The 26,763-nt window shown below is 35.3% G+C and carries 22 protein-coding genes; 16 read left to right on the forward strand and 6 right to left on the reverse strand.

Features of this window, described 5'->3' with window-relative positions; all coding sequences use genetic code 11:
• Positions 1 to 217: 217 nt before the first annotated feature.
• Both AC3WJF_RS19170 and AC3WJF_RS19175 read right to left on the reverse strand, forming a co-directional pair.
• Positions 218 to 955 (reverse strand): S26 family signal peptidase, encoded by a 738-nt coding sequence (locus tag AC3WJF_RS19170; protein ID WP_492455064.1) that lies wholly within the window; start codon positions 953 to 955, stop codon positions 218 to 220.
• The gene (locus AC3WJF_RS19175; RefSeq protein WP_492455066.1) at positions 942 to 1,484 is read right to left on the reverse strand and encodes an RNA polymerase sigma factor; all 543 of its coding nucleotides are present in this window, start codon (positions 1,482 to 1,484) and stop codon (positions 942 to 944) included. Before AC3WJF_RS19175 ends, AC3WJF_RS19170 begins: the two co-directional genes overlap by 14 nt.
• Before the next feature lie 350 nt (positions 1,485 to 1,834).
• Between AC3WJF_RS19175 and AC3WJF_RS19180 the strand changes: the two genes are divergently transcribed.
• The 12 genes from AC3WJF_RS19180 (at position 1,835) to AC3WJF_RS19235 (ending at position 16,016) form a co-directional block, all read left to right on the forward strand.
• The gene (locus tag AC3WJF_RS19180) at positions 1,835 to 3,436 is read left to right on the forward strand and encodes an alkaline phosphatase (RefSeq protein WP_492455068.1); all 1,602 of its coding nucleotides are present in this window, start codon (positions 1,835 to 1,837) and stop codon (positions 3,434 to 3,436) included.
• A gap of 272 nt (positions 3,437 to 3,708) precedes the next feature.
• Positions 3,709 to 5,271 (forward strand): SWIM zinc finger family protein, encoded by a 1,563-nt coding sequence (locus AC3WJF_RS19185; RefSeq protein ID WP_492455070.1) that lies wholly within the window; start codon positions 3,709 to 3,711, stop codon positions 5,269 to 5,271.
• Positions 5,264 to 8,077, forward strand: coding sequence for a DEAD/DEAH box helicase (locus AC3WJF_RS19190; protein ID WP_492455071.1), 2,814 nt, complete (start codon positions 5,264 to 5,266; stop codon positions 8,075 to 8,077). Before AC3WJF_RS19185 ends, AC3WJF_RS19190 begins: the two co-directional genes overlap by 8 nt.
• 162 nt (positions 8,078 to 8,239) lie before the next feature.
• The gene (locus AC3WJF_RS19195) at positions 8,240 to 8,629 is read left to right on the forward strand and encodes an NAD(P)H-dependent flavin oxidoreductase (RefSeq protein WP_492455073.1); all 390 of its coding nucleotides are present in this window, start codon (positions 8,240 to 8,242) and stop codon (positions 8,627 to 8,629) included.
• Positions 8,630 to 9,124: 495 nt separating this feature from the next.
• The gene (locus AC3WJF_RS19200) at positions 9,125 to 10,099 is read left to right on the forward strand and encodes an NERD domain-containing protein (protein ID WP_492455075.1); all 975 of its coding nucleotides are present in this window, start codon (positions 9,125 to 9,127) and stop codon (positions 10,097 to 10,099) included.
• A 167-nt stretch (positions 10,100 to 10,266) separates the two neighbouring features.
• Complete coding sequence (locus AC3WJF_RS19205; protein ID WP_492455077.1) at positions 10,267 to 10,884, forward strand: YhbD family protein; 618 nt, start codon at positions 10,267 to 10,269, stop codon at positions 10,882 to 10,884.
• Between the two features lie 16 nt (positions 10,885 to 10,900).
• Positions 10,901 to 11,614: a polymer-forming cytoskeletal protein gene (locus tag AC3WJF_RS19210; RefSeq protein WP_492455079.1), complete on the forward strand. Its 714-nt coding sequence runs from the start codon at positions 10,901 to 10,903 to the stop codon at positions 11,612 to 11,614.
• Between the two features lie 21 nt (positions 11,615 to 11,635).
• Positions 11,636 to 12,340, forward strand: a complete 705-nt coding sequence (locus AC3WJF_RS19215) for a cytoplasmic protein (protein ID WP_492455081.1) — start codon at positions 11,636 to 11,638, stop codon at positions 12,338 to 12,340.
• A gap of 22 nt (positions 12,341 to 12,362) precedes the next feature.
• Entirely contained in the window at positions 12,363 to 13,868 is a 1,506-nt protein-coding gene (locus tag AC3WJF_RS19220) for an MDR family MFS transporter (RefSeq protein WP_492455083.1), read from the forward strand.
• Between the two features lie 100 nt (positions 13,869 to 13,968).
• Entirely contained in the window at positions 13,969 to 14,121 is a 153-nt protein-coding gene (locus tag AC3WJF_RS19225) for an Lmo0850 family protein (RefSeq protein WP_492455085.1), read from the forward strand.
• Between the two features lie 160 nt (positions 14,122 to 14,281).
• On the forward strand, positions 14,282 to 15,265 hold the full coding sequence (locus tag AC3WJF_RS19230; protein ID WP_492455087.1) for an ABC transporter ATP-binding protein: 984 nt from the start codon (positions 14,282 to 14,284) through the stop codon (positions 15,263 to 15,265).
• Positions 15,243 to 16,016 (forward strand): ABC transporter permease, encoded by a 774-nt coding sequence (locus AC3WJF_RS19235; protein WP_492455089.1) that lies wholly within the window; start codon positions 15,243 to 15,245, stop codon positions 16,014 to 16,016. Before AC3WJF_RS19230 ends, AC3WJF_RS19235 begins: the two co-directional genes overlap by 23 nt.
• 48 nt (positions 16,017 to 16,064) lie before the next feature.
• Here the strand turns inward: AC3WJF_RS19235 and AC3WJF_RS19240 are convergent, their stop codons facing one another.
• The 3 genes from AC3WJF_RS19240 to AC3WJF_RS19250 all read right to left on the reverse strand — a co-directional run bounded on the left by AC3WJF_RS19240 (position 16,065) and on the right by AC3WJF_RS19250 (position 19,912).
• Positions 16,065 to 17,414: a hemolysin family protein gene (locus AC3WJF_RS19240; RefSeq protein ID WP_492455091.1), complete on the reverse strand. Its 1,350-nt coding sequence runs from the start codon at positions 17,412 to 17,414 to the stop codon at positions 16,065 to 16,067.
• Between the two features lie 334 nt (positions 17,415 to 17,748).
• Complete coding sequence (locus tag AC3WJF_RS19245; RefSeq protein ID WP_492455104.1) at positions 17,749 to 18,156, reverse strand: MerR family transcriptional regulator; 408 nt, start codon at positions 18,154 to 18,156, stop codon at positions 17,749 to 17,751.
• A 436-nt stretch (positions 18,157 to 18,592) separates the two neighbouring features.
• Positions 18,593 to 19,912, reverse strand: coding sequence for a hemolysin family protein (locus AC3WJF_RS19250; RefSeq protein WP_492455093.1), 1,320 nt, complete (start codon positions 19,910 to 19,912; stop codon positions 18,593 to 18,595).
• Between the two features lie 472 nt (positions 19,913 to 20,384).
• On the opposite strand from AC3WJF_RS19250, the gene AC3WJF_RS19255 reads away from it, so the two are divergent.
• The gene (locus AC3WJF_RS19255) at positions 20,385 to 21,152 is read left to right on the forward strand and encodes a hypothetical protein (RefSeq protein WP_492455095.1); all 768 of its coding nucleotides are present in this window, start codon (positions 20,385 to 20,387) and stop codon (positions 21,150 to 21,152) included.
• A 138-nt stretch (positions 21,153 to 21,290) separates the two neighbouring features.
• Here AC3WJF_RS19255 and AC3WJF_RS19260 read toward each other — a convergent pair whose 3' ends face one another.
• Positions 21,291 to 21,602, reverse strand: a complete 312-nt coding sequence (locus tag AC3WJF_RS19260; protein ID WP_492455097.1) for a hypothetical protein — start codon at positions 21,600 to 21,602, stop codon at positions 21,291 to 21,293.
• A gap of 375 nt (positions 21,603 to 21,977) precedes the next feature.
• Between AC3WJF_RS19260 and AC3WJF_RS19265 the strand changes: the two genes are divergently transcribed.
• The 3 genes from AC3WJF_RS19265 (at position 21,978) to cshA (ending at position 26,525) form a co-directional block, all read left to right on the forward strand.
• On the forward strand, positions 21,978 to 23,057 hold the full coding sequence (locus AC3WJF_RS19265; RefSeq protein WP_492455098.1) for a D-alanine--D-alanine ligase: 1,080 nt from the start codon (positions 21,978 to 21,980) through the stop codon (positions 23,055 to 23,057).
• Positions 23,058 to 23,359: 302 nt separating this feature from the next.
• On the forward strand, positions 23,360 to 24,736 hold the full coding sequence (locus AC3WJF_RS19270) for a UDP-N-acetylmuramoyl-tripeptide--D-alanyl-D-alanine ligase (protein WP_492455100.1): 1,377 nt from the start codon (positions 23,360 to 23,362) through the stop codon (positions 24,734 to 24,736).
• Positions 24,737 to 25,100: 364 nt separating this feature from the next.
• Positions 25,101 to 26,525 (forward strand): degradosome RNA helicase CshA, encoded by a 1,425-nt coding sequence (cshA, locus tag AC3WJF_RS19275; RefSeq protein WP_492455102.1) that lies wholly within the window; start codon positions 25,101 to 25,103, stop codon positions 26,523 to 26,525.
• Positions 26,526 to 26,763: the final 238 nt, after the last annotated feature.

The raw sequence follows: 26,763 nt of genomic DNA on the forward strand, positions 1-26,763 counted from the left end.
CGGCGATGGATCGGTGGCCTTCCCAACTATATCAAGGTGTATTTGTCGATTCCAATCTGCGAAGTTTGAGTAAATAAGAAAAGTATAAAAGTTTTTATTATATAAGTTTGTTCTTAATTCTAAAATTATCCCCTCTCAGGAAGACTAATAAGGAAATCAATCTAGTTGCTTTATGTTTACGTTTTCCTGTAGGGGATAAAAAATTTTTTACAAAAGGTTAGTCATTTTTAATCCCTATTACTTTTCCAAGGATATCATTGTCTTTTATTTTCCCATTCTTGAGTATTATTCCTCGCCACCAAGTATCAGAAATAACAAAATATTCATTAGGAAGTAGTTTAACAGGTTTAAGTGATGTCGTACTGTCTACTACATTTTCTCCTCGATCTCTCTCATGTCCATAAAATGTATCTAATTTTATCCCATTTATAAAAACTTGCCCTTTATTTACACTTATTGTTTCGCCAGGTAACGCAACAATACGAGCTATTTTATTAGGCTGAACATTTTGTTCAGACTTCATAAGTTTAGTTGTATGAAAATAGACAATATCTCCACGTTGAATATGTTCCTTTTGGGCAGGATCTACAATTAATTCCTTATCGAATAGTACGTATTTCCACTCATCCATATCATCATTTTTAATTGTTATGAGGAATTGATTTTTCTTGACATCGGATAATAATGGTAAGTAGTGTTCTGCTGAATTATTAATCCCTTTATCAACTGTCACTTTATTAATTTTAGGATGTTCTTTAGAAAATAGCGGCACTAGAAATATACTTATGATAAGTAATGAAATACACATTGAAATTATAGGTAAATATAATAACTTTTTTCCTCTATTATGTTTATTTGCATTGTCTTTAATTAATTGAAGAATTTCTTGTTTTTTGCTATTCGATAGAGATGGTAATTTTTGTTTCATTAGCTTTATCTTTCTATTTTCCTCCATTGTTTACCACTCCTTCAAATGAGGAACTATTTTCTATTTTTTCTTTCATCTGTATTTTTGCACGATGTAACAGTACTCTTACTCGTTGCTCAGAACACTTCATTAACTTTGCTACTTCTTTTGTACTAAGGTCTTGATAAATTCTAAAATATATCACTTCTCTATATTTGGACTTTAAACCACTTAACAAATTTATTAGTTCAATAAAATCTTCTTTGTTAATGACGTCCTTTTCAGGATTATGTTGGGATGAAACTAAGTTAAAATATTCTTTAATGCTTTTTTTGCTGAAAAGTAATCGTTTTTTTCTTAATAAATCGTACGCACAATTACGAGCAATTGAGATAATCCAAGTTTTCGGACTAGAGTCACCATTAAAGGAATCCACTTTTTTTAAAACTTTTATAAATACTTCTTGTAAAAGATCTTCTGCCTCAGTAGCATATTCACCAAGAATATAGATTAAATAATGATATATATCTTCGTGTAGTTCTTCAAACATTTGTTCAACGGAATAATTATTATTCACCCTTAATCCCCCTTCATTTAATTAGACGTAAAAATTGCAATTGTATATCAAAATTCATCCAAATAATTAAAAATTTTTATTATATAAATTATTTAACCAGCGTTTTCTCTGTCTGGATCCAGGTGAAATTTGTACTTCAATTTCAATAGCGTCTTTCGGCTAGCGGATTTCTTCGTCTCCTCCTACGATAAGCGGGCATCGACTCGTCTATCGCCGTGTTTCCTTTATCTCAGTCGTAGTCTTCAAAATCCGTACGCCGATGAGCAAGGAGCTTTCGCTTTTCTTATTAAGCTGCATATTATTTGTACTTTCTTCAAAAAATAAAACTAAAGCAACCTGAGGTGATATTTGTGCGCTTGGTTATAGTGCTAATTCTACTTTTTACTCCATTCCAATTCCATTCCGTTTTTGCAGAAAAGAAACCTAAAAATGTAATTTTTCTAATTATGGATGGCACAAATTCAGATGTTTTAACGTTAACTCGTTGGTATAAGGGAAAACCACTTGTGTTAGATGAAATATTGGTTGGAGGAGTAAAAACCTACTCTTTACAATCTGGAATTACGGATTCGGCCGCCGCAGGTACTGCAATGGCAACTGGGCATAAAACATCCGTAGATATGATAGGTTTAGTCCCGCAAATAAAGGATGGGAAAATCCATTCCGTTCGTCCTGTAGCCAGTATTTTAGAAGGGGCAAAGCTGCATGGTCTTGCAACTGGAATTGTTTCAACATCACCAATTCAACATGCTACCCCTGCAGCGTTTACAGCCCATACGGTGAGCCGTGATGGCTATGATGATATTGCCGAGCAGCAAGTTTATCAAAGGTTAGATGTGGTACTTGGTGGTGGAAAGGTTTCTTTATTATCTAGAAACAATACAAATTTGCAAGTACCAAAGGGTGTTGGCTCGAATATGCCAGAGTATCGAAAGGATGGGGAAAATCTTTTACAAGAAATTAAAAATAGCGGATATTCTTTTGTAGAAACGAATTCTGATCTTCTTAAAGTAAAACATCCGAAAGTATGGGGAAGTTTTGCTGATGTAGATATTGCTTACGAATTCGATCGGTCAACACTTGCACCAGAGCAACCATCATTGGCTGAAATGACAAAGCAGGCAATAAACCTGCTTAACAAAACGCAAAAAGGTTTTTTTCTATTTGTAGAGGGAAGTAAAATTGATTGGGCAGCCCATAAAAATGATCCAGTTGGAATGATAAGTGAAATCTTATCATTTGATGCAGCCGTAGAAGAGGCTTTAAACTTTTCAAAAAAAAATTCGAATACATTACTAATTGCTGTAACAGATCATGGCAATAGCGGGCTTACGATGGGGAATCAAAATACCAATAAATCGTATTCCACAACACCTGTTCATAAGTTTATTGATCCCTTAAAAAAAGCAAAGTTAACCGCTACTGGCGCTGTAACATTATTAAATAAGAATCGTTCGAATATAAAAGAAGTTGCAAATATGTATGGTTTAACACCACTTTCAGCCGACGATTTGCACCGCTTAAAATCAGCGAAGAATGTTGAATCTGAGTTAGTTAAACAAATGGCCGAACGGGCAAATTTAGGATTTACTACTCTTGGTCATTCTGGAGAGGATGTCTTTTTATATGCATATGGACCAGGAAAGCCGACAGGGCTTATCAATAATACTGATTTCCCCTTGTATATAACAAAATTTTTAAATTCGCCTTCATTAGATTATTTCAATCAAACTTTGTTTATTAATGCAAAAGATTATTATCTTAATAAAGGATACAAAGTAAAACTAGAGTTCTCTAATCGGTACAACCCTTCGTTTATTGCTGAAAAAAAGGCTGAAAAAATAGAGTATCCCGTAAATAAAAACTATAAAATAGTGAATGGAAAAAAAGTGATTTTAACTGGGGTAAATATTTATGTCAATCATGAATTTTGGATGAGTTCCAATAGATAAAGTTGGTGAGGTATAACGTGCCTCACTTTCTTCATTTGTTCTTAACCTTTTCTTAAATCAATTATTCCTTTAAAATAAGAGTAGTGCCTTTTTAAAGGCTCTTGTTATTTATGTAAAAGAAAACATTATAACCTTACATTTTCGAATTAAGCAGGGATAGCCTTTTTAAGAAAAGATGCCCGAAAATAAGACTAATTAAAGAATTGAAACAAATTATAAAAAGTAACAAGCAATACGGAAACAGCCTTTTTATCTCGGAGGTGAAACTCGAAATGAAAGCTCAGCTTCAACAATTTGCCAGTAAACTCCAATCATATTTAGATCCCACAAGTGATATTCACCAAAAGCTTGTTCAAAAAGGCTTATTATTATATCGCCAACAACTTGTTTCTAAAAAGAATATTTCTCAGCACATTATTTCGGCAAAGGTACAGGATGTAACTCCCGTACAAGTAAATTTAGCTATAGATAACCCTGAAAATAGTAATTGCTCCTGCCCTCACGAAGGCATTTGTCGTCATCAATTAGCCTTATTTTTTTCCGTGTATAGTCAAATAGAAAGTGTATTTGACTGGGTGCAAGAATGGAAAAGGCAGACTACCACATTTGATATTTTAAAGAATTTGAAACGTGGAAGTGATTTACTTTCCGAACGTGCTTCTGAACCATTAACTGGCCATGAAGCCTGGATAAATCGCTTTAATAAAGCCTTTAGTGACATTGTTATTCAAAATGAATATGCTCTCGAGGAAAAATTAAGAGCAGTTTACAACCGATTGATTGAATTCGCTCCTGTTGAAAGGGAATGGAGACCGCTTTATCAATTATATTCAGCTTATTATGCTATAAAAGAAGCGAATGAAATATGTGTCAGCAATGATTTTAAAACACATGATTCATTCTTTTCCTATATGATGCAAGAAGTGGAAGATGCATTAAAAAAACTATCTATCTCAGTTTCGCCATTTTCATTTGACCCGTATATCGCCCATTTAAGGGATGATAGTACAACATTACTAAGTTGCGAAACATATCATTCATTCGAACTAGTAGAACTATATATGATTCTTTGGACACATCTTTTTAAACAAACGATTTGGCGTAAATTAGAATTAGAAAGGCTTGGGTCTGAGTCATTAAATAACGACAGAATGATGCTTGCTACTATCCATTTAGCTATTTTGTGCGGAAAAGATGATATTGCGATTCATGCTATGAAAAAGCTGGATAAAAACATTGTTTATTTTTCACAGTACTGGTTTCAATACTTAAATACACAAAAGGCATACAGCAGGCTTAATAAATATATAAATGCGATGATTCCATTTATTTCAGATTACCTATCCGATTTACGAAGTGATTTTGATTGTTATGCCTTTATGAGAATGTTCTTTAGAACGATTGATGAAACCATTGTTTCTGATCAGAATCCACTTCTTATGGAAAAGGTTTATATGGAATTTTTGCCGTTTAGCTATGCTCCTTACAATGAATATTTAATGATCAAGAAAAAATACCGGACTTGGGTTGAATTGCAACATCTAGCTGGTAAGGATATTGATTCTATTGATAAATCTAAGTTGGAAATTATTGCGAATTATGATCCGCAGCTTGCAATGCCGCTGTACCATGACACGATAGAAAAACTATTAGAAAACCGTAATCGTGATGCTTATAAGAAATCAGTCAGATATTTAAAAAAGCTGCGTGTCTTATATAAAAAGCAGAAAAAAATCAATATGTGGGAATATTATTTTAATGACTTGCTTCAAAAGACAAGAAGACTTCGTGCATTTCACGAGGAATGTAAGAGGGGAAAGCTAATCGATGCTTAAATCAACAGTATTAAAGATTTATATAGAATATATGGGAAATGGAGTTTTTTTTATTTATGCCGAGGATCCACAAGGAAAGGAAGTCAACCCATCCGACTGGAAACGTCAATTGTTTATTTGGCATGAAGAAAGCTTCTTTGGCTCATCCCTTCCTATTTCAACTTATAACACATATTCAGGTGTAAAAGTAGACAGCTGGTCATTAATGACTCTCTTTGCAAACGAAAGCTTCAGTTCATTGCTAGATTGGGAATGGGATTCAATCGGTCAATTATTCCTTTCAAGTGCTTCTATCATGTATGAAGCCATTACAGAAGGTGTGGGGGTTCCAAGCTTTAGTGAAACACAAGATCATGTATTCGAATGGAAGCTGCCACAGATGGTACTGGACGAATTTGAGCCCGGCTTCTGGGAGCAACCTATACTTAACACAACAACGAAAGTATTTTTAGAAGAATGGTATGATTATGCTATTACTTCTTTCCTGAACAAAGAGGAAGGAATAAAGGAAAAAATAGAGAAATTGAAAAAAACTTCCCTTACAACGGAAGAATTGGCCAACTATTTTGATGCAAAGCGTTTTCGAGAGTGGATGGAAGGAGAAAGTGAGCGTCCTTTTAACATCGGACTGCGTATTTCCGAACCGATGGAAGATGATGAACCCTGGATACTTGAAACCATTTTAAGGGATAAAAGAAATCCTGAAAAACTACTTTCGACCAATCAGTCAAAAAACTTACCTGTAAAATGGCGTCCATACTTAGACGATGTAATGGAAGAACAAGAACGCTGGGTAAAGCTCTTTCCGTGGTTAGGAGATAATGATGGACTCAAACGGGAATTGGATGAGCTTTTAGCATGGGATTTTTTAACGATTGCTAGTGAAAAGCTACTCTTGCTAGGAATTGAAATTTTACTGCCATCCTGGTGGGTCGCAATGCGTGATGCGCAATTAACCGTAAAAGCAAAAATTAAACAAACGAATACTAACTACCGTCCTTCCTTTGTTGGATTAAATGCATTGCTTGATTTTGACTGGCGTTTGTCCATGAATGGTGCTGAAATCTCGGAAGAAGAATTTAATCATCTGGTTGATAATCAGCGAAGACTTATAAAAGTAAATGGGCAATGGGTGAAGTTAGATCCAAAAATGATTCGGCAGCTACAAGATTTAATGAAGCGAGCACAGAAGGAAGGTTTGCGACTTCAAGACATTATAGAGCAAGAGTTAGTTCCTAGAGAAGAGATGGATACGGAAGAGTTCGAAGACTTTAATCCGCGCGCCTTTGCCAACATTCAAATTGAGCTAAATCGTTCCTTAAAAAAGTTATTTCATGAATTAAAGGATACATCCAATATCCCAGCTGTTCCTGTACCGTCTGAGTTTGACGGAAATCTTCGACCCTATCAGCAGCAGGGCTTCGATTGGTTAGTTTTTTTGAGGCAATTTCATTTCGGTGCCGTTTTGGCTGATGATATGGGACTTGGCAAGACTATTCAGCTTATTACGTACTTATTACATGTGAAAAACAATGAGGGAATTCCAGCCCCTGCTTTAATTATCTGCCCGACATCTGTTCTCGGCAATTGGCAAAAGGAAATCGAACGCTTTGCCCCTGACTTGTCCGTAAAATTACATTATGGACCAAATCGTTACAAAGGGGATAATTTTGGAGAAATTTTGAAAGGAACAGATATCGTATTAACAAGCTACGGACTCTCGCACTTGGATTTTGACGAACTTTCTTCCCTTGAATGGGGAACGATTGCTTTGGATGAAGCACAAAATATTAAAAATGCTCAAACAAAACAATCTCGAGCGATCCGCAAATTAAAAGGGCTACATCATATTGCCCTTTCCGGAACACCGATGGAGAATCGCCTATCCGAACTATGGTCTATTTTTGATTTTACCAATCACGGATATTTAGGCACGTATACACAATTTCAGAAACGTTTTATCCTGCCAATTGAAAAGGAAGAGGAACAAGCAAAAATCGGGGAGCTTCAGTCGCTGATTAAACCATTTTTGCTCCGTCGTACGAAGAAGGACCCCGAAGTGGAGTTAAATTTGCCGGATAAACTGGAACAAAAAGAATATTGCTCATTAACAACGGAACAAGCATCTTTATATGAACAGCTAATCCGCGAAACCTTTAATCAAATGGAGGAGCTGACAACCTTTGAACGTAAAGGAATGATATTGCAAATGCTGAACCGTCTTAAACAGTTATGCAATCATCCGGCATTGTATCTTAAAGAGGAGCAACCAAGAAAAGTGGAACAACGCTCCCATAAAATGGAGAAGCTAATAGAATTGGTAGAATCCATCTTAGATGCAAAAGAGGCATGTCTTATTTTTACCCAATATATCGGAATGGGGGAAATGATACAAAAGCTTCTTTATGAACGTTTCAACCTAACTGTTCCATTTTTAAACGGAAGTATGGCCAAAATAAAAAGAGATGAATATGTCGGACGATTTCAAGAAGGAGAATTCCCTGTCTTTCTATTATCTTTAAAGGCTGGTGGTACTGGGCTAAACCTAACCGCGGCAAATCATGTTATCCATTATGATCGGTGGTGGAATCCGGCTGTAGAAAACCAAGCCACTGACCGTGCGTACCGAATTGGCCAAAGTCGTTTTGTTCATGTTCACAAGTTTATTACAACTGGTACATTAGAGGAAAAAATCGATGCCATGCTTGAGAAAAAACAAGCATTAAATGATGAAATAATAAATAGCGAAAACTGGATAACAGAGCTTTCTGATCAGGAATTGCATCATTTGCTAGCGTTATCTTAAAAAAAGGGATCAGCTTTGATATATAGGCTGGTCTTTTTTTGCGTTAAGATAGCTGTCAGTATATATCCGGTAGCTATTTTTGCGAGGATACATCTGATAGTTTAATTGGATTCCGCAAGTTGCTGACAAGGTAAATATCCCCATCATCGCAGCGGTGGCATTATGGATGAAAGAGAAATTTTAGCATCGATTTGCTTAGGGGCAATGGGGACCGCCTTTTTAACATGCGTCGAAAGCAGTGCAAATGAACAGCATAAACAAGCCAACCTACATGCGACAGAGGATGAAATTGTAATAACAAATGGGTTCTCTGGGAAGTTTACAAGAGGTGTTAAAAATCAATTTATTTCTAAAATGGAGGATATGCAACCAACTATCGCTCCATATCCTATTCAAAATACACTTACACAGGATATTAGAAAGGTTGCAGCACACCAAAATAACCGGGAATTTATGTCACTATGGTCGGGGCAAAGTCCAAGATTAAGTAGGAACGAAACAGTGCAGGAATTGATGGACCGGATTGTGAAAGGTTGCAAATTCCCATCTTAATGAAGAAACAATACAAAAAACAGCATAAACTTTTATGTTGTTTTCTTGCATTTTAAGGAAGGTTTGATATTGGAAGCAGACGTAACGGCGGCAACGACTATATTGGCCCATTCGTACGCTTGGTATTTTATTGTTTTATATATGTTACTGTTGTTTCATCCACCTTTTTTCGCGAATGCCTGAATTAATTGTGCTAATGCCTGAATTAACTATTTTGGAAGTAGGATTTCCGTCCGAAAAAGGAGAATTGGTAGCAAAACCCATGGTGTTCTAATGTTTTATAGAGTTATTGTCGGTTTTGCCCCCTTTTTTGGATGAGGTTTTTGCGAATGCCTGAATTAATCGCCGTTATGCCTGAATTAATCTGTGTAGTGCCTGAATTATTTATCGAAACGCCTGAATTACGTCTAAAACCGCCTGAATTATTTTTGTGAAGCAGGATTTCCAAATACAGGTATAGAAATATACTTATAAAATCGAAAAGGAGTGATATATTTGATAGTAAAGGAGAAAAAAATGGAAGCAGAGATTCTAGCATTACAAGCTTCCGTAAGGAGATTAATGAAAAGTCACCCAAAACGGCAACAAATTGAGAGGGATTTAGCAAAACGACTAGCAGGTTTTAAAGGAGAACAGTCCATGGAGTATTATTTATCATTTCTTTCTGAAGAAGATTACCTCATTTTTCATCATATTAGGCTGCAAGGAAATTCACATCATTTTCAAATGGATATTTTTATTCTTTCCCTAGCATTTTTCCTAATACTTGAAATTAAGCACATCTCCGGAAAAGTTACCTTGGATAAGGATTCCAATCAAATGATCAGAGAGTACAACGATGAAATAGAGGTCTTCCCTGATCCGGTATTACAAGTTAACCATCAAAAATTCCAATTGAAAAAGTGGCTAGAAGATAAAAAGATTCCTTCCATTCCAATTGAAACGCTAGTCATTATGACAAATCCTTCATCCCTAATTCAATTCACATCAAATAGTTTCAGCTACAAACAAACTGTTACTCGAAGTACCAACTTCTTATCAAAAATCAATCATTTAAGTCAAAAGTATAAGGAGGATCAACTAAATAAAAAAGAACTTCGTAAACTCTCCAAACTTTTATTAAAACACCACACATCTACACGTCCCGATATTCTTCAAAAATACAACATTCCAAAATCAGAAATCTTACAGGGAGTCCACTGCCCGAACTGTTTTTATTTACCGATGGAGAAAAGTAAAAGGAAGTGGAATTGTCCACAATGTGGTCAAAGTTCAAAAACTGCACTTGTGGAAACATTAAAAGACTTTTCCCTCTTATTCCAACCAACCATAACCAATAAAGAGGCAAGAGAATTCTTACTGATTCCATCAGAGTCAACCATTCGCAGGCTATTACAAGACATAGACCTTCCGAATTCGGGAGCGACAAAAGGACGATTATATAAACTTCACTTTGATGATTGGGACTAGCGAGTAGAACAATGCAATGAAACAGTGTAACAGCATAACATGTTATGCTGTTATTTTTTATACTGAAAAGCATTGGTAAATCAATACTTATTAATTTTTCAAAAAAAAAAGGCTTTGCAAACGTAACAGTGTTATGTTACATTATTTTATGAAAGGAGACGAATATGATGAGTGAAGAATTAATATCTAAGAAAGATTTATTAGAGCTTACCAATATTTCTTATGGGCAGTTATATAGATGGAAACGAAAAAACCTAATACCGGAAGAGTGGTTTATTCGTAAATCTACTTTTACAGGACAGGAGACATTTTTTCCAAAAGAGAAGATTTTGGAGAGAATTGAAAAGATCCAGGCGATGAAAGAAAATCTGTCCCTCGATGAATTAGCAGATGTATTTTCCCCCAATTTGTCGGAGCTTAGCCTGGAGGAAAGTGAAATGATAAAAAAGGGAATTGCTTCACAGGCTGTGCTAAATATTTTTATGGAAATGAATCAGGGGCTGAAATATTTCTCGTTTGAACAAATGCTGTCTGTTTATATTCTTGAAAAACTATTACGGTCAGGAGACATTAATTTGGACGAAGGAAAAATGGTCTTGCAGGTGATGAATGACCATTATCGATCCATGAAAAGCGGGGAATTGTTTTTTATCCGCAAACTGGGAATATCCTCTTGTTTTATCGTTTCAAGTGTAGAGGATATTTATTTTGAACAGTCAACAAAACTGGTGACTCAGGTTTCTTTAACAAACTGTATGGAAGAATTGAAATCAAAATTATTGTAAGGGAGAGCTAATGAATATGAATAAAAATCGTGATTTGATCATAAATGGATTTGGTAGTTCAAGTGGCGGAGAATTTGACCTTGCTTCGATAAATGGAAAAGGAAAAGTATTGGGAGACATTGATTGCAAGCATTTTGATAGTAACGGCTTTGGAACGGTTAACGGCAATGTAAAAGCAGAAACTGTAAAAATCAATGGAAAATCTACAATAGATGGCAATGTTGAAGCCGACAGCATTTCTATTGATGGGCATTCTTCCATGGGTGGGGAAGTGAACGTGGAAAAGATAAGAATATCTGGGAGCGGGTCTATTGGCGGATCCTTGCGAGGAGAGAACATTAAAATTAATGGGAAAGCCTCCATTGGCGGGGATTGCGAAGCGGAAGAGTTTGTTTCTGAAGGGCTATTTAACATCGGTGGACTACTAAACGCAGAGAATATTGATATTCTTTTATCCGGCGATTGTAAAGTAAGGGAAATTGGTGGACAGTCCATTCGTATTAAGCAAAAGATGCAAGGATTTATGAAACTCATTAAATCTATCTATCCAACTAGATTAGTGACGGATGTGATTGAGGGAGATGACCTTCACCTAGAAGGTGTAAAAGCAAAAATCATTCGAGGGAACAATGTTAGGATAGGTCAAAACTGTGATATTGATTTAGTGGAATATAAAGACGCTATCGAGGTTGATAAAACCTCTAAAGTGAATAAAACAAATCAACTTTAAGATGAAAGGGGGTAATCTCAAATGGATAAAAGGAATATAAGCATATTTGGTTCTGGCAGTTCCGGTGGCGGAGAGTTTAACAAAATAAAGATTAACGGAGAGGGAACGATCACAGATGACCTTTCTTGTGATGTATTTAAAGTGTTCGGAACAGGCGTTGCAATGGGTGAAGTAGAAGCGGGTACGCTTGATATTTTTGGTACGCTTGATATACATGAAAATGTAAAATCGGAAAGTATTAAGGTTTTCGGGACTATGAGTGCAAATAAAGAAGTATTCGGAAATGAAATAAAAATTCGGGGAGCCATGGATGTAGGAGGAAATATTTCAGGAGAAAAAATAAGGCTAAAAGGAGGTCTTACCGTAAATGGTGATTGTGAGGTGGAGACCTTCCTATCAGATGGTTCCTTTGAAATTGGTGGTTTATTAAATGCCGGAAAGGTAGACATTGAATTGAAATATGGAAAAAGCTCTGTGAAGGAAATGGGCGGTGAGGAAATACAGGTAAAAAGGAAGTCCTCCATTCTTGGATTTAACAAACAAAATGGCACCTTGGATGCAAATACGATCGAAGGGGACCAAATTTATGTGGAATATACAAAAGCAGACGTTATCAGAGGAAAAAAAATCGAAATAGGACCTGGTTGCGAAATTGACTTAGTGGAATATAATGAACAGTTCCATTGTGCGAAAAATTCAAATGTAAAAAAACAAATAAAAATATAAGAATTGCTGGGGAGTTGAATATATGGTTGCAAAAAATAGCAAATTAGGTTTTGTTGTAGCGGGATTAATGCTCGGGATTTTGATGGCTTCGATGGATAATACCATTGTTGTTACAGCGATGGGCACAATTGTCGCAGATTTAGGTGGTATTGATAGTTTTGTTTGGGTTGTTTCTGCCTATATGGTAGCAGAAATGGCGGGTATGCCGATCTTCGGAAAACTTTCTGATATGTTCGGACGAAAGCGATTCTTCGTATTTGGATTAATACTTTTTATGATTGGATCGATTTTGTGTGGAACTGCTGAAAGCATAACACAGCTTAGTATTTACCGTGCTATTCAAGGAATTGGCGGTGGAGCACTCATTCCAATTGCTTTTACCATTGTATTTGATATTTTTCCTCCTGAAAAACGGGGGAAAATGGGCGGACTTTTTGGAGCTGTATTTGGTTTATCCAGTATTTTTGGACCGCTATTAGGGGCTTATATTACCGACAATATTGGCTGGCATTGGGTGTTTTATATTAATCTACCGCTTGGGATTGTTTCATTACTATTTATTGCACTTTTTTATCACGAGTCTCGTGTACATGAAAAACAAAAAATTGACTGGTTTGGCGCTATCACATTGGTTGGTTCAGTAGTGTGCTTAATGTTTGCATTAGAGCTTGGCGGTTCCAAATATGCTTGGAATTCAAGTGTTATTTTAAGTTTATTTGCTGGTTTTGCGGTTCTATTTATTCTCTTTATATTCATCGAAAGAGTAGTTTCTGAGCCAATTATTTCTTTTAAGATGTTTAAAGAAAGGTTATTTGCGGGAAGTACAATAGTATCATTATTCTATGGGGCTGCATTTACGGGGGCTACTGTTTATATACCGATTTTTGTGCAAGGAGTTTACGGTGGTACTGCTACAAATTCAGGATTAATCTTGCTGCCGATGATGCTCGGTTCCGTTGTTTCTGCACAACTTGGTGGGTTTTTAACAACGAAGTTAAGCTATCGAAATATTATGTTCATATCAGGTGTTATTACGATTTTAGGAATCTTCTTATTAACAACAATCAACCCAGATACTTCTCGATTCATTTTAACGATTTATATGATTATTACCGGATTTGGGGTTGGCTTCTCCTTTTCAGTACTAGGAATGTCTACTATTCATAAATTTGGTATAGAGCAAAGGGGGTCGGCAAGCTCGACAAGTAACTTTGTCCGTTCATTAGGAATGACAATTGGGATAACAGTGTTTGGAATGATACAGAAAAATGTATTTTCAGACCAATTGACAAAAGTATTTAAGGGAATGGGAACAATGCCACAAAATGGTTCATATAATCCAAATACGATCATGAAGGAAAGTGCTCGTTCCCATATTCCTGCGGAAATTCTTCATAAGATTACGGATGCATTGTCTACATCTATTGTCCATACATTCCTATGGGGATTAGTTCCTGCTGGATTAGCGTTCTTGTTTATCTTTGTGATGAGTAATGAGAAAATGGTAGTTAGTAAAGTACAAAAGTAAAATTGTGAAGAGAATGTTAAAAATTTTCAAAATCGATATACAGACTTTATAAAGTAGGGTAAAATAGTTAGGAATCGTAAAATCAAAGAGGTGATCTATCTTGAAAAGAAAAGATCATGATCAACTAAAAAAGGTAATGGCAAATTTAGCGGGTATTGGGGTAAAGATATCGAAAACAAAATCTCGCCGAGAGCTTTTTAAAGTGCTAGAGGATGTCAAATTAATCCCTAAATATCCAAAACTACATCATTAGTCATAAATAAGTCAGATGTGTACTTAGCACAACTGGCTTATTTTTTTTGAAATAAATAATATCGGGTAAAAGTCTAAATGGATATCCGTCTAGAGATGGAAAACATTAGAACTTTAATTATATATAATAAAGATAGAAAATTCAGATTAGGGGTGTGGGAATGGAGTACATAATAGACATTCATGGGATTAAGAAAAGCTATAAAAAAAGAAAGTCAAAAGAAATTATTGAAGCGGTTAAAGGTGTCTCTTTTCAAGTGAAAAGAGGAGAAGTTGTTGGGCTCCTTGGACCAAATGGTGCAGGAAAAACGACTACCATTAAAATGATGTGCGGCTTGCTCCTTCCTAATGAAGGAACTGTAAAAATAAATGGCATTGAAATTGGAAAACAGCGTTTAAAAGCACTTCGACATATTAGTACCGTTTTAGAGGGAAATCGCAATCTTTATTGGAGATTAACTGTTCGGGAAAACCTCGAGTATTTCTCGGGAAATCGAGGATTGTCGAAAAAGGCAGTATCTGCTCAAATAGACGAATTACTGGAACGACTTAATCTGACACATAAAGCCAACGAAATGGTTAATTCCCTTTCTCGCGGGATGCAGCAAAAAGTTTCCATAGCAGTTGCTTTATTATCTAATACAGAAATTATTTTTCTTGATGAACCAACCTTGGGGTTAGATATTGAAACAAGCTACGAAGTTAGAAATTTATTAAAGAATATAGCGAAAGAGTATAATAAAACGATTTTACTAAGCTCACATGATATGCCAGTTGTCCAAGAAATTTGTGAGCGGGTAATTATTATTAATGAGGGAAGAATTGTTACAGACGAACGAGTCAGTGATTTGCTTGAACTGTTTGATACAAAGGCTTATTCCTTTACGCTTCATTCGTTGATTGCGGAAAAAGATATAAAAGAAATTCAAAGACATTTTATGGCGGAGTTAGAGGTTAATGAGGGAATGCAGTCTGTTATTACCGTTACGATTGCTCATAGCGATGAATTTTATAAGGTAATTGACATGTTTAAAGAAATGAATATAGAAATCGATAAAGTAGATCGCTCCATTATCGATTTTGAACAAGTATTTTTGAAAATCGTAAAGGGGGAAATGAAACGTGAAGTTGCTGCAACTGTTTAAGGCAAATTTTCGCAGGGAGTTTATCTTATTAAAAAGGTACCTCCCTAATACGATTAGTGAACTAATTACTTTCTTCTGTATCTTTTTAGTCATGTTTTTTGGAATCAAAGTGGTCGGTGATCCTAACTCTATGGAATCAAATGTTCAATATACTATAGTAAGCTATGTATTTTGGTTCTTATCTTTGAGTGCCATGCAGGGAATTGGTTGGGCCATTATGAACGAGGCACAGCTAGGAACACTAGAACAAATGTATATGTCTCCGATGGGAGCGTGGCGAATATTATTGACAAGAATTGTTTCGATCACCTTGCAACAGTTTGTTATCATAATCGTTTTATTATACTTAACGATGCTAGTTACGAACACTTGGTTGAATATTGATGTAGTATCGATCCTGCCAGTATTGATTTTTACCGTTATCAGCATGTTTGGGGTTAGCTTCATGATTGCAGGGATGGCCATCATCATTAAACAGATTAATGCCTTTTTGCAGGTTTTGCAGTTTATCTTAATGGGATTAACATTCTTTCCCCTTTCGATGTCGCCATTTATGGCTATATTACCAGTTGTAAAAGGTGTAGATATGACAAGATCAATAATGATTCATAATAAAACACTTGTTGATTTTCATTGGGCTGATTATATAAGTCTAATTGCAAATGCGGTAATTTATCTTGTTTTAGGCATTCTTGTATTTAAACGCTGTGAACGTACCGCGATGACAAAAGGAGTATTAGGGCAATATTAACTTGATAAAATAGAGGAAGAAAAAAGCACTGGCATTATGCCAGTGCTTTTATATTGCTTCCGAATTCGTTAACGGGATATTATGCTTCACTTTCATATCTTGAGCGTTTTTTTTCTTTACCTCAATATATTTAACATGAAGATCTTCCATTTCTTTTATGGTAAACTCGAAATCTTCAAATTCAATAATATCACCTTGTTTTGCTTCGTAGTTTTCGGTTAACACCCAACCTCCGAGTGTATCAATATCTTCATCTAGTATTTCAATACCTAATAGATCATTTACTTCACTTAAAAGAACCTTAGAATCAATAATAAAGTGATTATCCTTCACCTTACGAATTAATGGCACTTCATCCATATCGAACTCGTCGCGGATTTCTCCAACTATCTCTTCTAAAATGTCCTCAACCGTCACAAGACCGGAAGTACCGCCATATTCATCAATTAATACCGACATGTGAATTCGTTCTTTTTGCATCATTACTAATAAATCATGAATTGGAATCGAATCTATAACACGAATAATCGGACGGACATAATCTTGTAAAGACAACTCTTCTATTCCTTTTTCACTAATTAAGTCCGTTAATATTTCTTTCACGTTCACAATCCCCATGATGTGGTCTTTATCTCCATCGATAACGGGATAACGTGTAAACCGTTCTTCCTTTGCAATATCTAAAAAAGTTTGTAGTCCATCGTCTTTCGATAAAGAAATGATCTCAGTACGAGGTACCATTATCTCTTTTGCAATGCGATTGTCAAATTCAAAGATGTTATTTACATATTTAAACTCTGATTGATTAATTTCTCCACTTTTAAGACTTTCAGATAAAATAATCCGCAATTCTTCTTCCGAATGGGCAATGTCATTTTCACTTGCAGGCTTAAGACCAAAAATCTTTGTTACAAGTCGAGCAGAATTGTTTAATACCCAAATAAATGGGAACATTAAACGATAGAATAAAATTAACGGTTTTGCATGTAACAAGCTAAGAAGCTCAGCTTTTTGAATAGCTAATGTTTTTGGTGCTAATTCTCCGACTACCACATGTATAAATGTTATAGCGGCAAATGAGAGTGCTAGTGAAATAACATTTGTAATAGAACCCGGGATTTGGAGGAACACAAACAATGGATGCAGTAATTTGGATACTACCGACTCTCCAATCCATCCTAACACCAATGATGCGATGGTGATACCGAGCTGACAGGCAGATAAATATTCATCCAAGTTCGTAATAATTTTTTTCACAGCCAGCGCACTTCTATTTCCTTCTTCAATGAGCTGATCGATACGTGAACTCCGCACTCTTATAATTGCAAACTCTGATGCAACGAAAAATGCGGAAAGTGCTATTAGAAAAAAAACAAGCACTAGTTTAAATATGTCCAAATAAGTTTCCCTACCCCGTACTATACGGGATAGGAGTCACCTCCTATTTTTTTTCACTTTAGAATTATATGATAAGTTGAACATAGATCTTCTTTTAAAAAGGATATCTACGTCCAGCTTCAGGTGAAATTTGCACTACAATTTCAATAGCGCCTATCGGCTAGCGGATTTCTCCGTCTCCTCCCTACGATAAGTCAACATCAGTTGAAATTTGAAGTGCCAATTTCAATAGCTCGTGAACTACCTCACTGTGTTTCCTTTATCTCAGTCGAAGACTACTCAGGTGAAATTACACTTCAAATTTCACTCATCCGTACGCCGATGAGCAAGGCGCTTACGCATTTGTTTTTAAAAAATGTAGCGATTGCATTAATGCAACGCTCTCCATTGTAAGCCTTTTGAAAATGGCTTCTTTTTGCTGATGATTTAAGACTTCCAATGCTGGTACTAAATCAGATATCTCCATATTAAGTTGTTTCATATGCTCTGATACGTTATCAATATGCTGTTGTACAATGGATTCAGTCATTTCGTGGCATTTCTTCATTTCCATTTTTGTACGAATAGTATCAAGTGATATTCCAAGCTTTTTATATCTTTCAATGAATTTGAGATCGTCCAAAGCTTCTGAAGCATATATACGATAATTTGATTTAGAACGATTAGCCTGCAAGAGACCCAAACTTGTATAGTAATCTATCGTTCTCTTAGATACATTGGCTAAGGCTGCTAATTCTCCAATACGGTATACGACCCCATCCTACCACCACCCTTAAAGTAATAAAAAAATACAACGAATAAATAATAATAATATTATAAAAAAAACAAACCGTACAGTCAAACGTGATACTTATATTCTCTTATGGTTCTTATTTTATTTACAATAGAAACCTAAATAATTTTTTTCATTCATTTATAAAATATTTATATTAAGAAAAGATGTTCACAAGCTAAACAGTTTTAGGATACTTAACAAAAAACGAAAAGTAAGCGTTTATTCAAAATTAACCCTATTAATTTACAATATGGTTAATTATTGTCCAGTATTCTTGCACATTGTCGTTTTTTCTTAAACGGTACATCATTATGAGTTGGTGGTTCCCTTGCCGTCGCTATTTTACACAAGTAAAAAGGCTCCTTCAAGGGAATCGGTAACTCAAGAAAGAGTTAACCTCCTATTATTCAGAGAGATTATTCTGTGTTTTTAGCTTTTTCTTTACATCTACGTATAAAACATGGGATTCTTCCATTTCGGATACGATAAATTCACAAGTTGTTGTATCAATTTTATCACCCTGTTTTAAATCATATTTTTGGGTGAGCAACCAACCTCCTATGGTATCTACCTCTTCTTCCAAAATTTCAATTCCTAATAAATCATTTACATCTTCAATTAGTACTTTTCCATCAAAAATGTAATGGTTATCCTCTATTTTTCGAACAAGCGGAATTTCGTCTGCATCAAATTCATCACGAATTTCTCCAACAATCTCTTCTAAAATATCTTCGACAGTAACCATTCCTGCTGTTCCCCCATATTCATCTAATAGAATGGCCATATGTGTTCGATCCTTTTGCATTTTAGCTAAAAGATCCTGTATAGGAATCGTTTCGATAAAGCGAAGAATGGGGTTAATATATTTATCTACAGGGTCATCTTCTTGACATTCATTATAAATACAGTCCGTTAAGAGTTCTTTTATATTAATAACTCCAATAATGCTATCCTTATCCCCATTGGTGACGGGGTAACGTGTATATTTTTCTACACGGACAATCTCCATAATATTTTCAATAGTAAAACTTTTATCAATACTAACAATTTCTGTCCTTGGAACCATGATTTCTTTTGCGATTCGATTATCGAATTCAAAAATATTGTTTACATATTTATATTCTGATTGATTAATTTCTCCGCTTTTCAGACTTTCTGAAAGGATGATTCTTAACTCCTCCTCCGAATGAGCAATTTCGTGATCAGGGATCGGCTCAAAGCCAAATATTTTCGTGACAAGACGTGATGATCTATTTAGTAACCAAATAAATGGGAACATAATGCGGCTAAACCAAACAAGTGGTGTTGCGAATAATAAGGTAATTGATTCTGCCTTTTGAATAGCAATGGTTTTAGGTGCTAATTCTCCTAAAACTACATTTACAAAAGTAATGATGGCAAAGGAAATGAAAAAAGATAAAATATTTTCAATGGAAGAGGAAATGTGAACAGAATGAAAAATTGGTTTTAATAACTGTTTCATGGTCGGTTCCCCTAACCATCCTAATATTAATGAAACAACCGTTATTCCCAGTTGAATAGCAGAAAGAAACCCATCTAGCTTAGTAAGGATTTTTTTAACGATAGAAGCTTTTTTATTTCCTTCTGCTATTAATTGATCAATCCGCGAAGAACGGACCCTGACAAATGCAAATTCCGCAGAAACAAAAAACGCAGTAAGAGCAATCAAAATAAAGATGAAAACAAGTTTGAAAATAGGCATCCTTTTGTCCTTATTAGAAAGGACAAGCACCTCCTAACGAGTAACACATATAGTGTTACTTTACCCGAAAATGTAAACCAAATACTGATAGCTACATATTAAGTTGATATCAAATCTTGAGATAGTTAAAAATAGCTCAAAAGTACATGTATTATTTTTGTAATACAAATGAAAAATAAATATAGGTGAAAATTAATGAGGAAATTTAAAATATATTTGGTAAAATAAAGTATAAATTTGATTCGAATAAATACAGTTTCTTAGGAAGCTGTTTTTTTATGCAGGGTAAGCAATTCTCGTATAATTTGTATTTCGTACTTTATTTAAAGTTCTTGTAAGGTATATAATTGGGCATCTTATCTAAAAAAAGTTATCCATTCTAATGCCAAATATAGAAATGCTGGGATTTTCATTTAAAAAAGTAATTTTTCTTTAAGAAAAGAGCCAATGGTAAGCTTCGGAGGGACCACAATTGAAAAATCATACAGGGAATCGTGATATAATCTACATTCATGTAAATTACCCGGATCACTATGTAATATCTGCGGGCATAGAATTTAAGGAATTTATTATGGCAAACCACGATATATCAAACCTATTACTTCTTCATCATCAATTTGATGAAGGTAATTACAATTTACACACCTCAATGGATTATGTAGACAAGGAAACGATTCCAAAGCTAGTTAATGATGAAGTGAATAGTTATGGTAATTTTTGTTGGATTGATTTCGAAAATGAAGAAGCAGTAAACCTATTAGAAGGTCAGGAAATTGCAGAACTTTTATACTTAAGTCATTTGAAAAATCATCTACGCTTACCTTTTTATCGTAAGCTTGATAATCATTTTGCCTATTTATCACATGACGATGGTTGGTTTAATAAAACATACTATCGATCATTTGAAGATTTTTATCGTGTACTTGGGTGTTCGATAATAAGTAAAATGAGCAATAAAACAGAAAAATCGATGTTCGGCATAAAGAAAAAAAGAGAAGTTTCAAATGTCCCAGTGGAAATCCTCTATCCCTTTATCGAGAACATGAAAGAAGGCATCGTTATTTCCATTGAGAGAGCTAAATTTTCTCGTTCACAAATTGAAATTCCTATATGGGTAATCGGTGATTACTACTATATGGATGAGATGCAAGAGGAATATTCAAACATTGGGAATCGGCCTGTTGATGGCAAGATTGTGTATGATCGAAAATTAAAGGAATGGAAATGCTTTATCAAATAAGAAAAGCAGAAGCGCCGCGGCTCTAGCGTATGGATGAGTGAAATTTGAAGTGTAATTTCACCGAGTGAAATTTGTACTCCCAATTTCACCTAGAGCTAGACGGAAATTTAAGAATCCGCCTCGGGTAAAGGCGGATTTTTATTTTGAAAATTTCTTTTGTGCCCAAGCGTCCAATTTCTTCACTTCCTTCTTCCCGAACGTAAACCCATAAATAAGTAACAAAACAATAATGATAGTGAAGATGTCTAGCTTTCTTGTGTGGATAAAATTTATAATTCCCATAATTACTTGTGGAATCACACCGGTAATTGCAAATAAAACACTTGCCACTCGAAACCAAAAAGTTGATTTCATACCATATCGTGCATAAAACAGAAAAAATGTCGACGCCCACGCTAAAATTTCAAGGGACACTAATATAATCCATTTATATTCTAAAATAAAACTCATAATTATTGCTCCTTCCATTAGAACAAAAGTAGGAAATAAAGAAAAAAAGATGAATTGTCACTACATATAGGTTAATATTAATACCGATTACAATCCATAAAAAATGATGCTTTAAGGGTAATGATTTCACCGAAATGTATATTTTACATATGATGTTTCTAGGCAAATGTCATAGGTTTAGCAAATACCCTTTTCTTAAACTTTGTTGTTTTTATATACGTATACGCTTGGCTACTACTTATTCGGGTAAAAATAAATAATCTTTTAAGAAAAGATGCCCCGAAGCCGAGCTTGTTTAGGATTTATCACAAATAACGAGAAGCCACAATTATTACGAAAATAACATTAGAAATAAAAGCTAACTGGAGGATATTTATGAAAACAAAGCTTTGTTTATTATATGGCGGTAAATCTGCTGAACATCAGGTTTCCCTCCAAACTGCTAAGGCTGTTATTCAAGCGTTGAATTTAGAGAAATTTGAAATTCACCCAATCTATATTACAACAGATGGACATTGGGTGAAAGGCCCCGGATTAACAAGCCCTGTTGATAGTGTTTCTGCATTGCAATTTAATAATGGCGATGAAATTGTACCTAATGCGCTTATGTCGGCATTAACCTCGACTGACGAAAATGAGAAAACAGGATATGATGTAGTATTTCCTTTATTACATGGACCGAATGGGGAAGATGGAACTGTTCAAGGTATGCTTGAATTATTAAATCTTCCATATGTCGGAAATGGTGTCATTGCATCAGCGGCTGGCATGGATAAAGTGATAATGAAAAATATTTTTGAACAAGCGGGGCTTCCGCAAGTAAAATATGTCTGGTCATTAAGAAGTGCATGGGAAGCAGATCCAGATTCCGCTTATCAATCTGTTGAAGAAGAACTCGGATACCCATGTTTTGTTAAACCTGCTAATCTAGGTTCTAGTGTCGGAATTAGTAAGTGTTCGAACCGTGAAGAACTGGAAGCAGCATTTAAAGAAGCGTACCAATATGATCGCAAAATTATTATCGAAGCAGGTGTAACTGCCCGTGAGATCGAGGTTGGTGTTCTTGGGAATGATTATCCTGAATGCTCAGTAGCGGGTGAAATTTTACCAAAAACAACCTTCTATGACTATAAAGCGAAATATGAAGATGGAGATACTGCATTAATAATCCCTGCTGATATTTCAGAGGAAGTTTATGCAAACATAGTTGATATAGCGAAAAAGGCATTTAAAGCACTTGACTGTTCTGGACTAGTCCGTGCAGATTTCTTTGTTTCAAATGAAGGAAAAGTGTTAATAAATGAAGTAAATACAATGCCAGGCTTTACACCTGTCAGTATGTTCCCGCTATTATGGAAGCACAGTGGAGTGGAATATCCTGAACTTATTGAACGCCTTGTTCAATTAGCCCTGGATCGCTATGAAGAAAAGCAAAAAATAAAATATACCTTTTAAAGTGATTACGAAAATTTATGATTACTATCATATGAATTATTTAACAAGTTCAGTTTTTGTCTAGCTACAGGTGAAATTTGTACTTCAATTTCAATAGCGCCTATCGGCTAGCGGATTTCTACGTCTTCTCCCTACGATAAGTCAACATCGACTCGTCCCTCGCCGTGTTTCCTTTATCTCAGTCGAAGACTACGAAATCCGTACGCCGATGAGCAAGGCGCTTTCGCTTTTCTAATTGGAATCACGATTCGTGATTCCCATTCACTTTAAATATGGAAATATGAAGATGGAGGTGCGAAAGAATGATCAAGCGTACAATCAAGCAAATAGCAAATATGATAAAAATAGAAAATGATATAACCGAGTTCCAAGAAATATTGATTAGTGGAGCTACCATCGATACTAGAATTATTGAACAAGGGAACTTATATGTACCATTAAAGGGAAGGTTTGCTGATGGACACCAATTTGTAGAAGCGGCTATTCAAAGCGGGGCTGGTGCGTCCTTCTGGCAAAAGGATGTGCCAAATCCTCCTCAAGGCTTGCCTATTTTAGTGGTTGAGGATGTTTTGACAGCGCTACAAGAATTAGCTCGTGCTTACCTGCATGAATTGAATATAAAAGTAGTTGGTGTTACAGGAAGCAATGGAAAAACGACCACTAAAGATATGGTTGCAAGTGTGTTAAGTCAAAAATACAAAGTGCAAAAAACAATTGGAAATTATAACGGTCGCGAAGGCTTGCCTTTAACTGTTTTATCATTAGAAGAAGATACAGAAGTAGCGGTTCTTGAAATGGGCATGAGTGCAAGAGGAGAAATTGAATTTTTAACAAAGCTTGCTCGCCCAGACATTGCAATCATAACCAATATTGGAGAGGCGCATTTACAGGATTTAGGCTCACGTGAAGCGATAGCAGATGCAAAAATGGAAATTGTTCAAGGTCTTTCAACGGACAGTTTATTTATTTATATGGGAGACGAGCTGTTGTTGAAGGAAAGGGTTCCATCCTATCCAGATTTACGCATGAAATCCTTCGGAATAAATGAGGAAAACGATATTTACCCAATTGCGATTAATCAAGAAGAAACGGGAAGTACCTACTCTATTAACATAGCACCAGAACAGCCGCTATTTATTCCAGTTCTAGGAGAGTACAATGTGTTAAATTCCCTTGCTGCCATTCTTACTGGATTTGAGCTTGGTTTATCCATTGAAGAAATTAAAGCTGGCTTATCCTCCATTAAGCTTACTGCAATGAGGATGGAAATGCTTGATGGTATAAGCGGGGTAAAAGTTATCAATGATGCTTACAATGCAAGCCCAACTTCTATGAAGGCAGCATTAAATTTAGTAATGAATCTTGATAATACAAGAGAAAAAATTGTTGTGCTTGGAGATATGCTAGAGCTGGGAGAAGAAGAAAAACAATTTCATCAAGAAATCGGACGCTTTCTTCAGCCTTCCAAAATTAAATATGTTTATACCTATGGTGAACTTGGGTATTGTATTGCAGAGGAAGCACAAAAACAATTTGGCACTGATCGGGTGTTGTCGTTTACAAATAAACAAGAATTAATCCAATCTATAAAATCCCATATTCAAGGTAACGAGCTTGTCCTTGTAAAGGCTTCTAGAGGAATGCAACTGGAAGAAGTAGTTACTGCTCTAGCAAAATAAAGAAATCGGTATTTTTACCTTTTTTTTATCACATCCAACCTGATGCTCTAAAAAAGTATATGAATGAATTAATGTTGTTAAACTAAAAATAAATTGACCCCCTGTTAAAACGACACAAACTGTGGGTGAAAAAAAAGAAATAATCAGTTATTTAAAAATGGCGAAATATGTGAGTGGAACTGATCTCGAATGGATTCCATTTACATTGAAATCTCGAACTTTTAGTGGTACGATATACAGTATCGTTTACACTTTTGCCGTAATACAAAGAGATAGAAATGTCTTTTTTTTGAAAATAAAACCGGGTATAACCCAAGGGGGTTAATATGGCCCTGTGAAGTGTCTAGAAGGAGAATGAGAAGCATTGACGAAGTTTTCAGAATTAGAATTAAGTCCGTCACTTTTGAAATCTGTTAAAAGAATGGGCTTTGAAGAAGCTACACCAATACAAGCAAAAACAATTCCATTAAGTTTAAAAGGTGTTGATATTATCGGTCAAGCACAAACAGGAACCGGTAAAACAGCAGCATTTGGAATTCCATTAATTGAAAAAATTGATGCAAAAAATCCTAATATCCAAGGAATTATTATTGCTCCAACACGAGAACTTGCTATCCAAGTATCAGAGGAATTGTATAAAATCGGTTATGATGCAAGAGCTCGTGTATTAGCGGTTTATGGCGGTCAAGATATCGGCAGACAGATAAAAGCATTGAAGAAAGGTCCGCAGATTATTGTAGGAACACCAGGAAGGATCCTAGATCATATTAAACGCCGTACATTGAAGTTAGACCAGGTTCATACTTTAATTCTTGATGAAGCTGATGAAATGTTAAATATGGGATTCATTGATGACATTGAAGAAATTCTTTCCAGTGTACCAGATGAACGACAAACATTACTTTTCTCCGCTACTATGCCAGATCCAATTCGCAGAATAGCAGAAAGGTTTATGAAAAACCCTGAGTTAGTAAAAGTGAAAACTAAGGAAATGACAGTTTCACTTATTGAACAATATTTCGTTAAAGTTTTTGAACGAGAAAAATTTGACGTACTTTCACGTTTAATCGATGTGCATTCGCCAGAGCTTGCTATTGTATTTGGTCGTACAAAAAGACGTGTAGATGAATTAGCAAACGCATTAAATCTTCGTGGTTATATTGCGGAAGGCATCCATGGTGATCTTAGCCAAGCGAAGCGTCTTTCTGTTTTAAGAAAGTTTAAAGAAGGCAAGATTGATGTACTTGTAGCAACTGATGTGGCAGCCAGAGGGTTAGATATTTCAGGTGTTACTCATGTTTATAACTATGATATTCCACAAGATCCGGAGTCATATGTACATCGTATTGGCCGAACTGGTCGTGCTGGTAAAGAAGGAATGGCTATCACATTTGTTAGTCCACGTGAAATGGGATATTTAAAAACAGTGGAGCAAACAACGAAAAAACGGATGATGCCAATGCGTCCACCATCCAGTGATGAGGCATTTGAAGGACAGCAACGTGTTACAATGGAACGTATTAACGACATTTTAAGTGAAGGCAATCTTGACCAATATGTAACGGTAGCCAAAGAGTTACTAGCAGGAAATGATCCAGCAATGGTTATTGCGGCTGCTTTAAAATTAATGACGAAAGAGCCTGATAATACACCTGTCCATATTACGGAAGAGCGTCCTTTGCCGGTGAAAAAAGACTCACAAAAATCTTCTGTTCGCAGAGGTAAACAATCTTCCTCCTCTTATGGCAACAAGAATAGGAAGCCAAAAAGAGCGGGAAGAAGACCATAATTGTAATTTAATACATTAAATAAATTAACCAAAACGGGGCCAATAAAAGAGTAAGCGATCATGTAGGCTGGTTACGGGAAATATAAATAAAAAATACTCCTTATTTTATATAGGGGGTATTTTTTTTTCTACTTCTCTTTTTAACTGCAAAAATTCGACATTAATAATAATTAACGAAATTTTATTTGTATAATAATTATTTTGATTATTTTTATAATTGGGTTATATATAATTATTC

The organism is Heyndrickxia sp. FW510-T9, assembly GCF_058781025.1.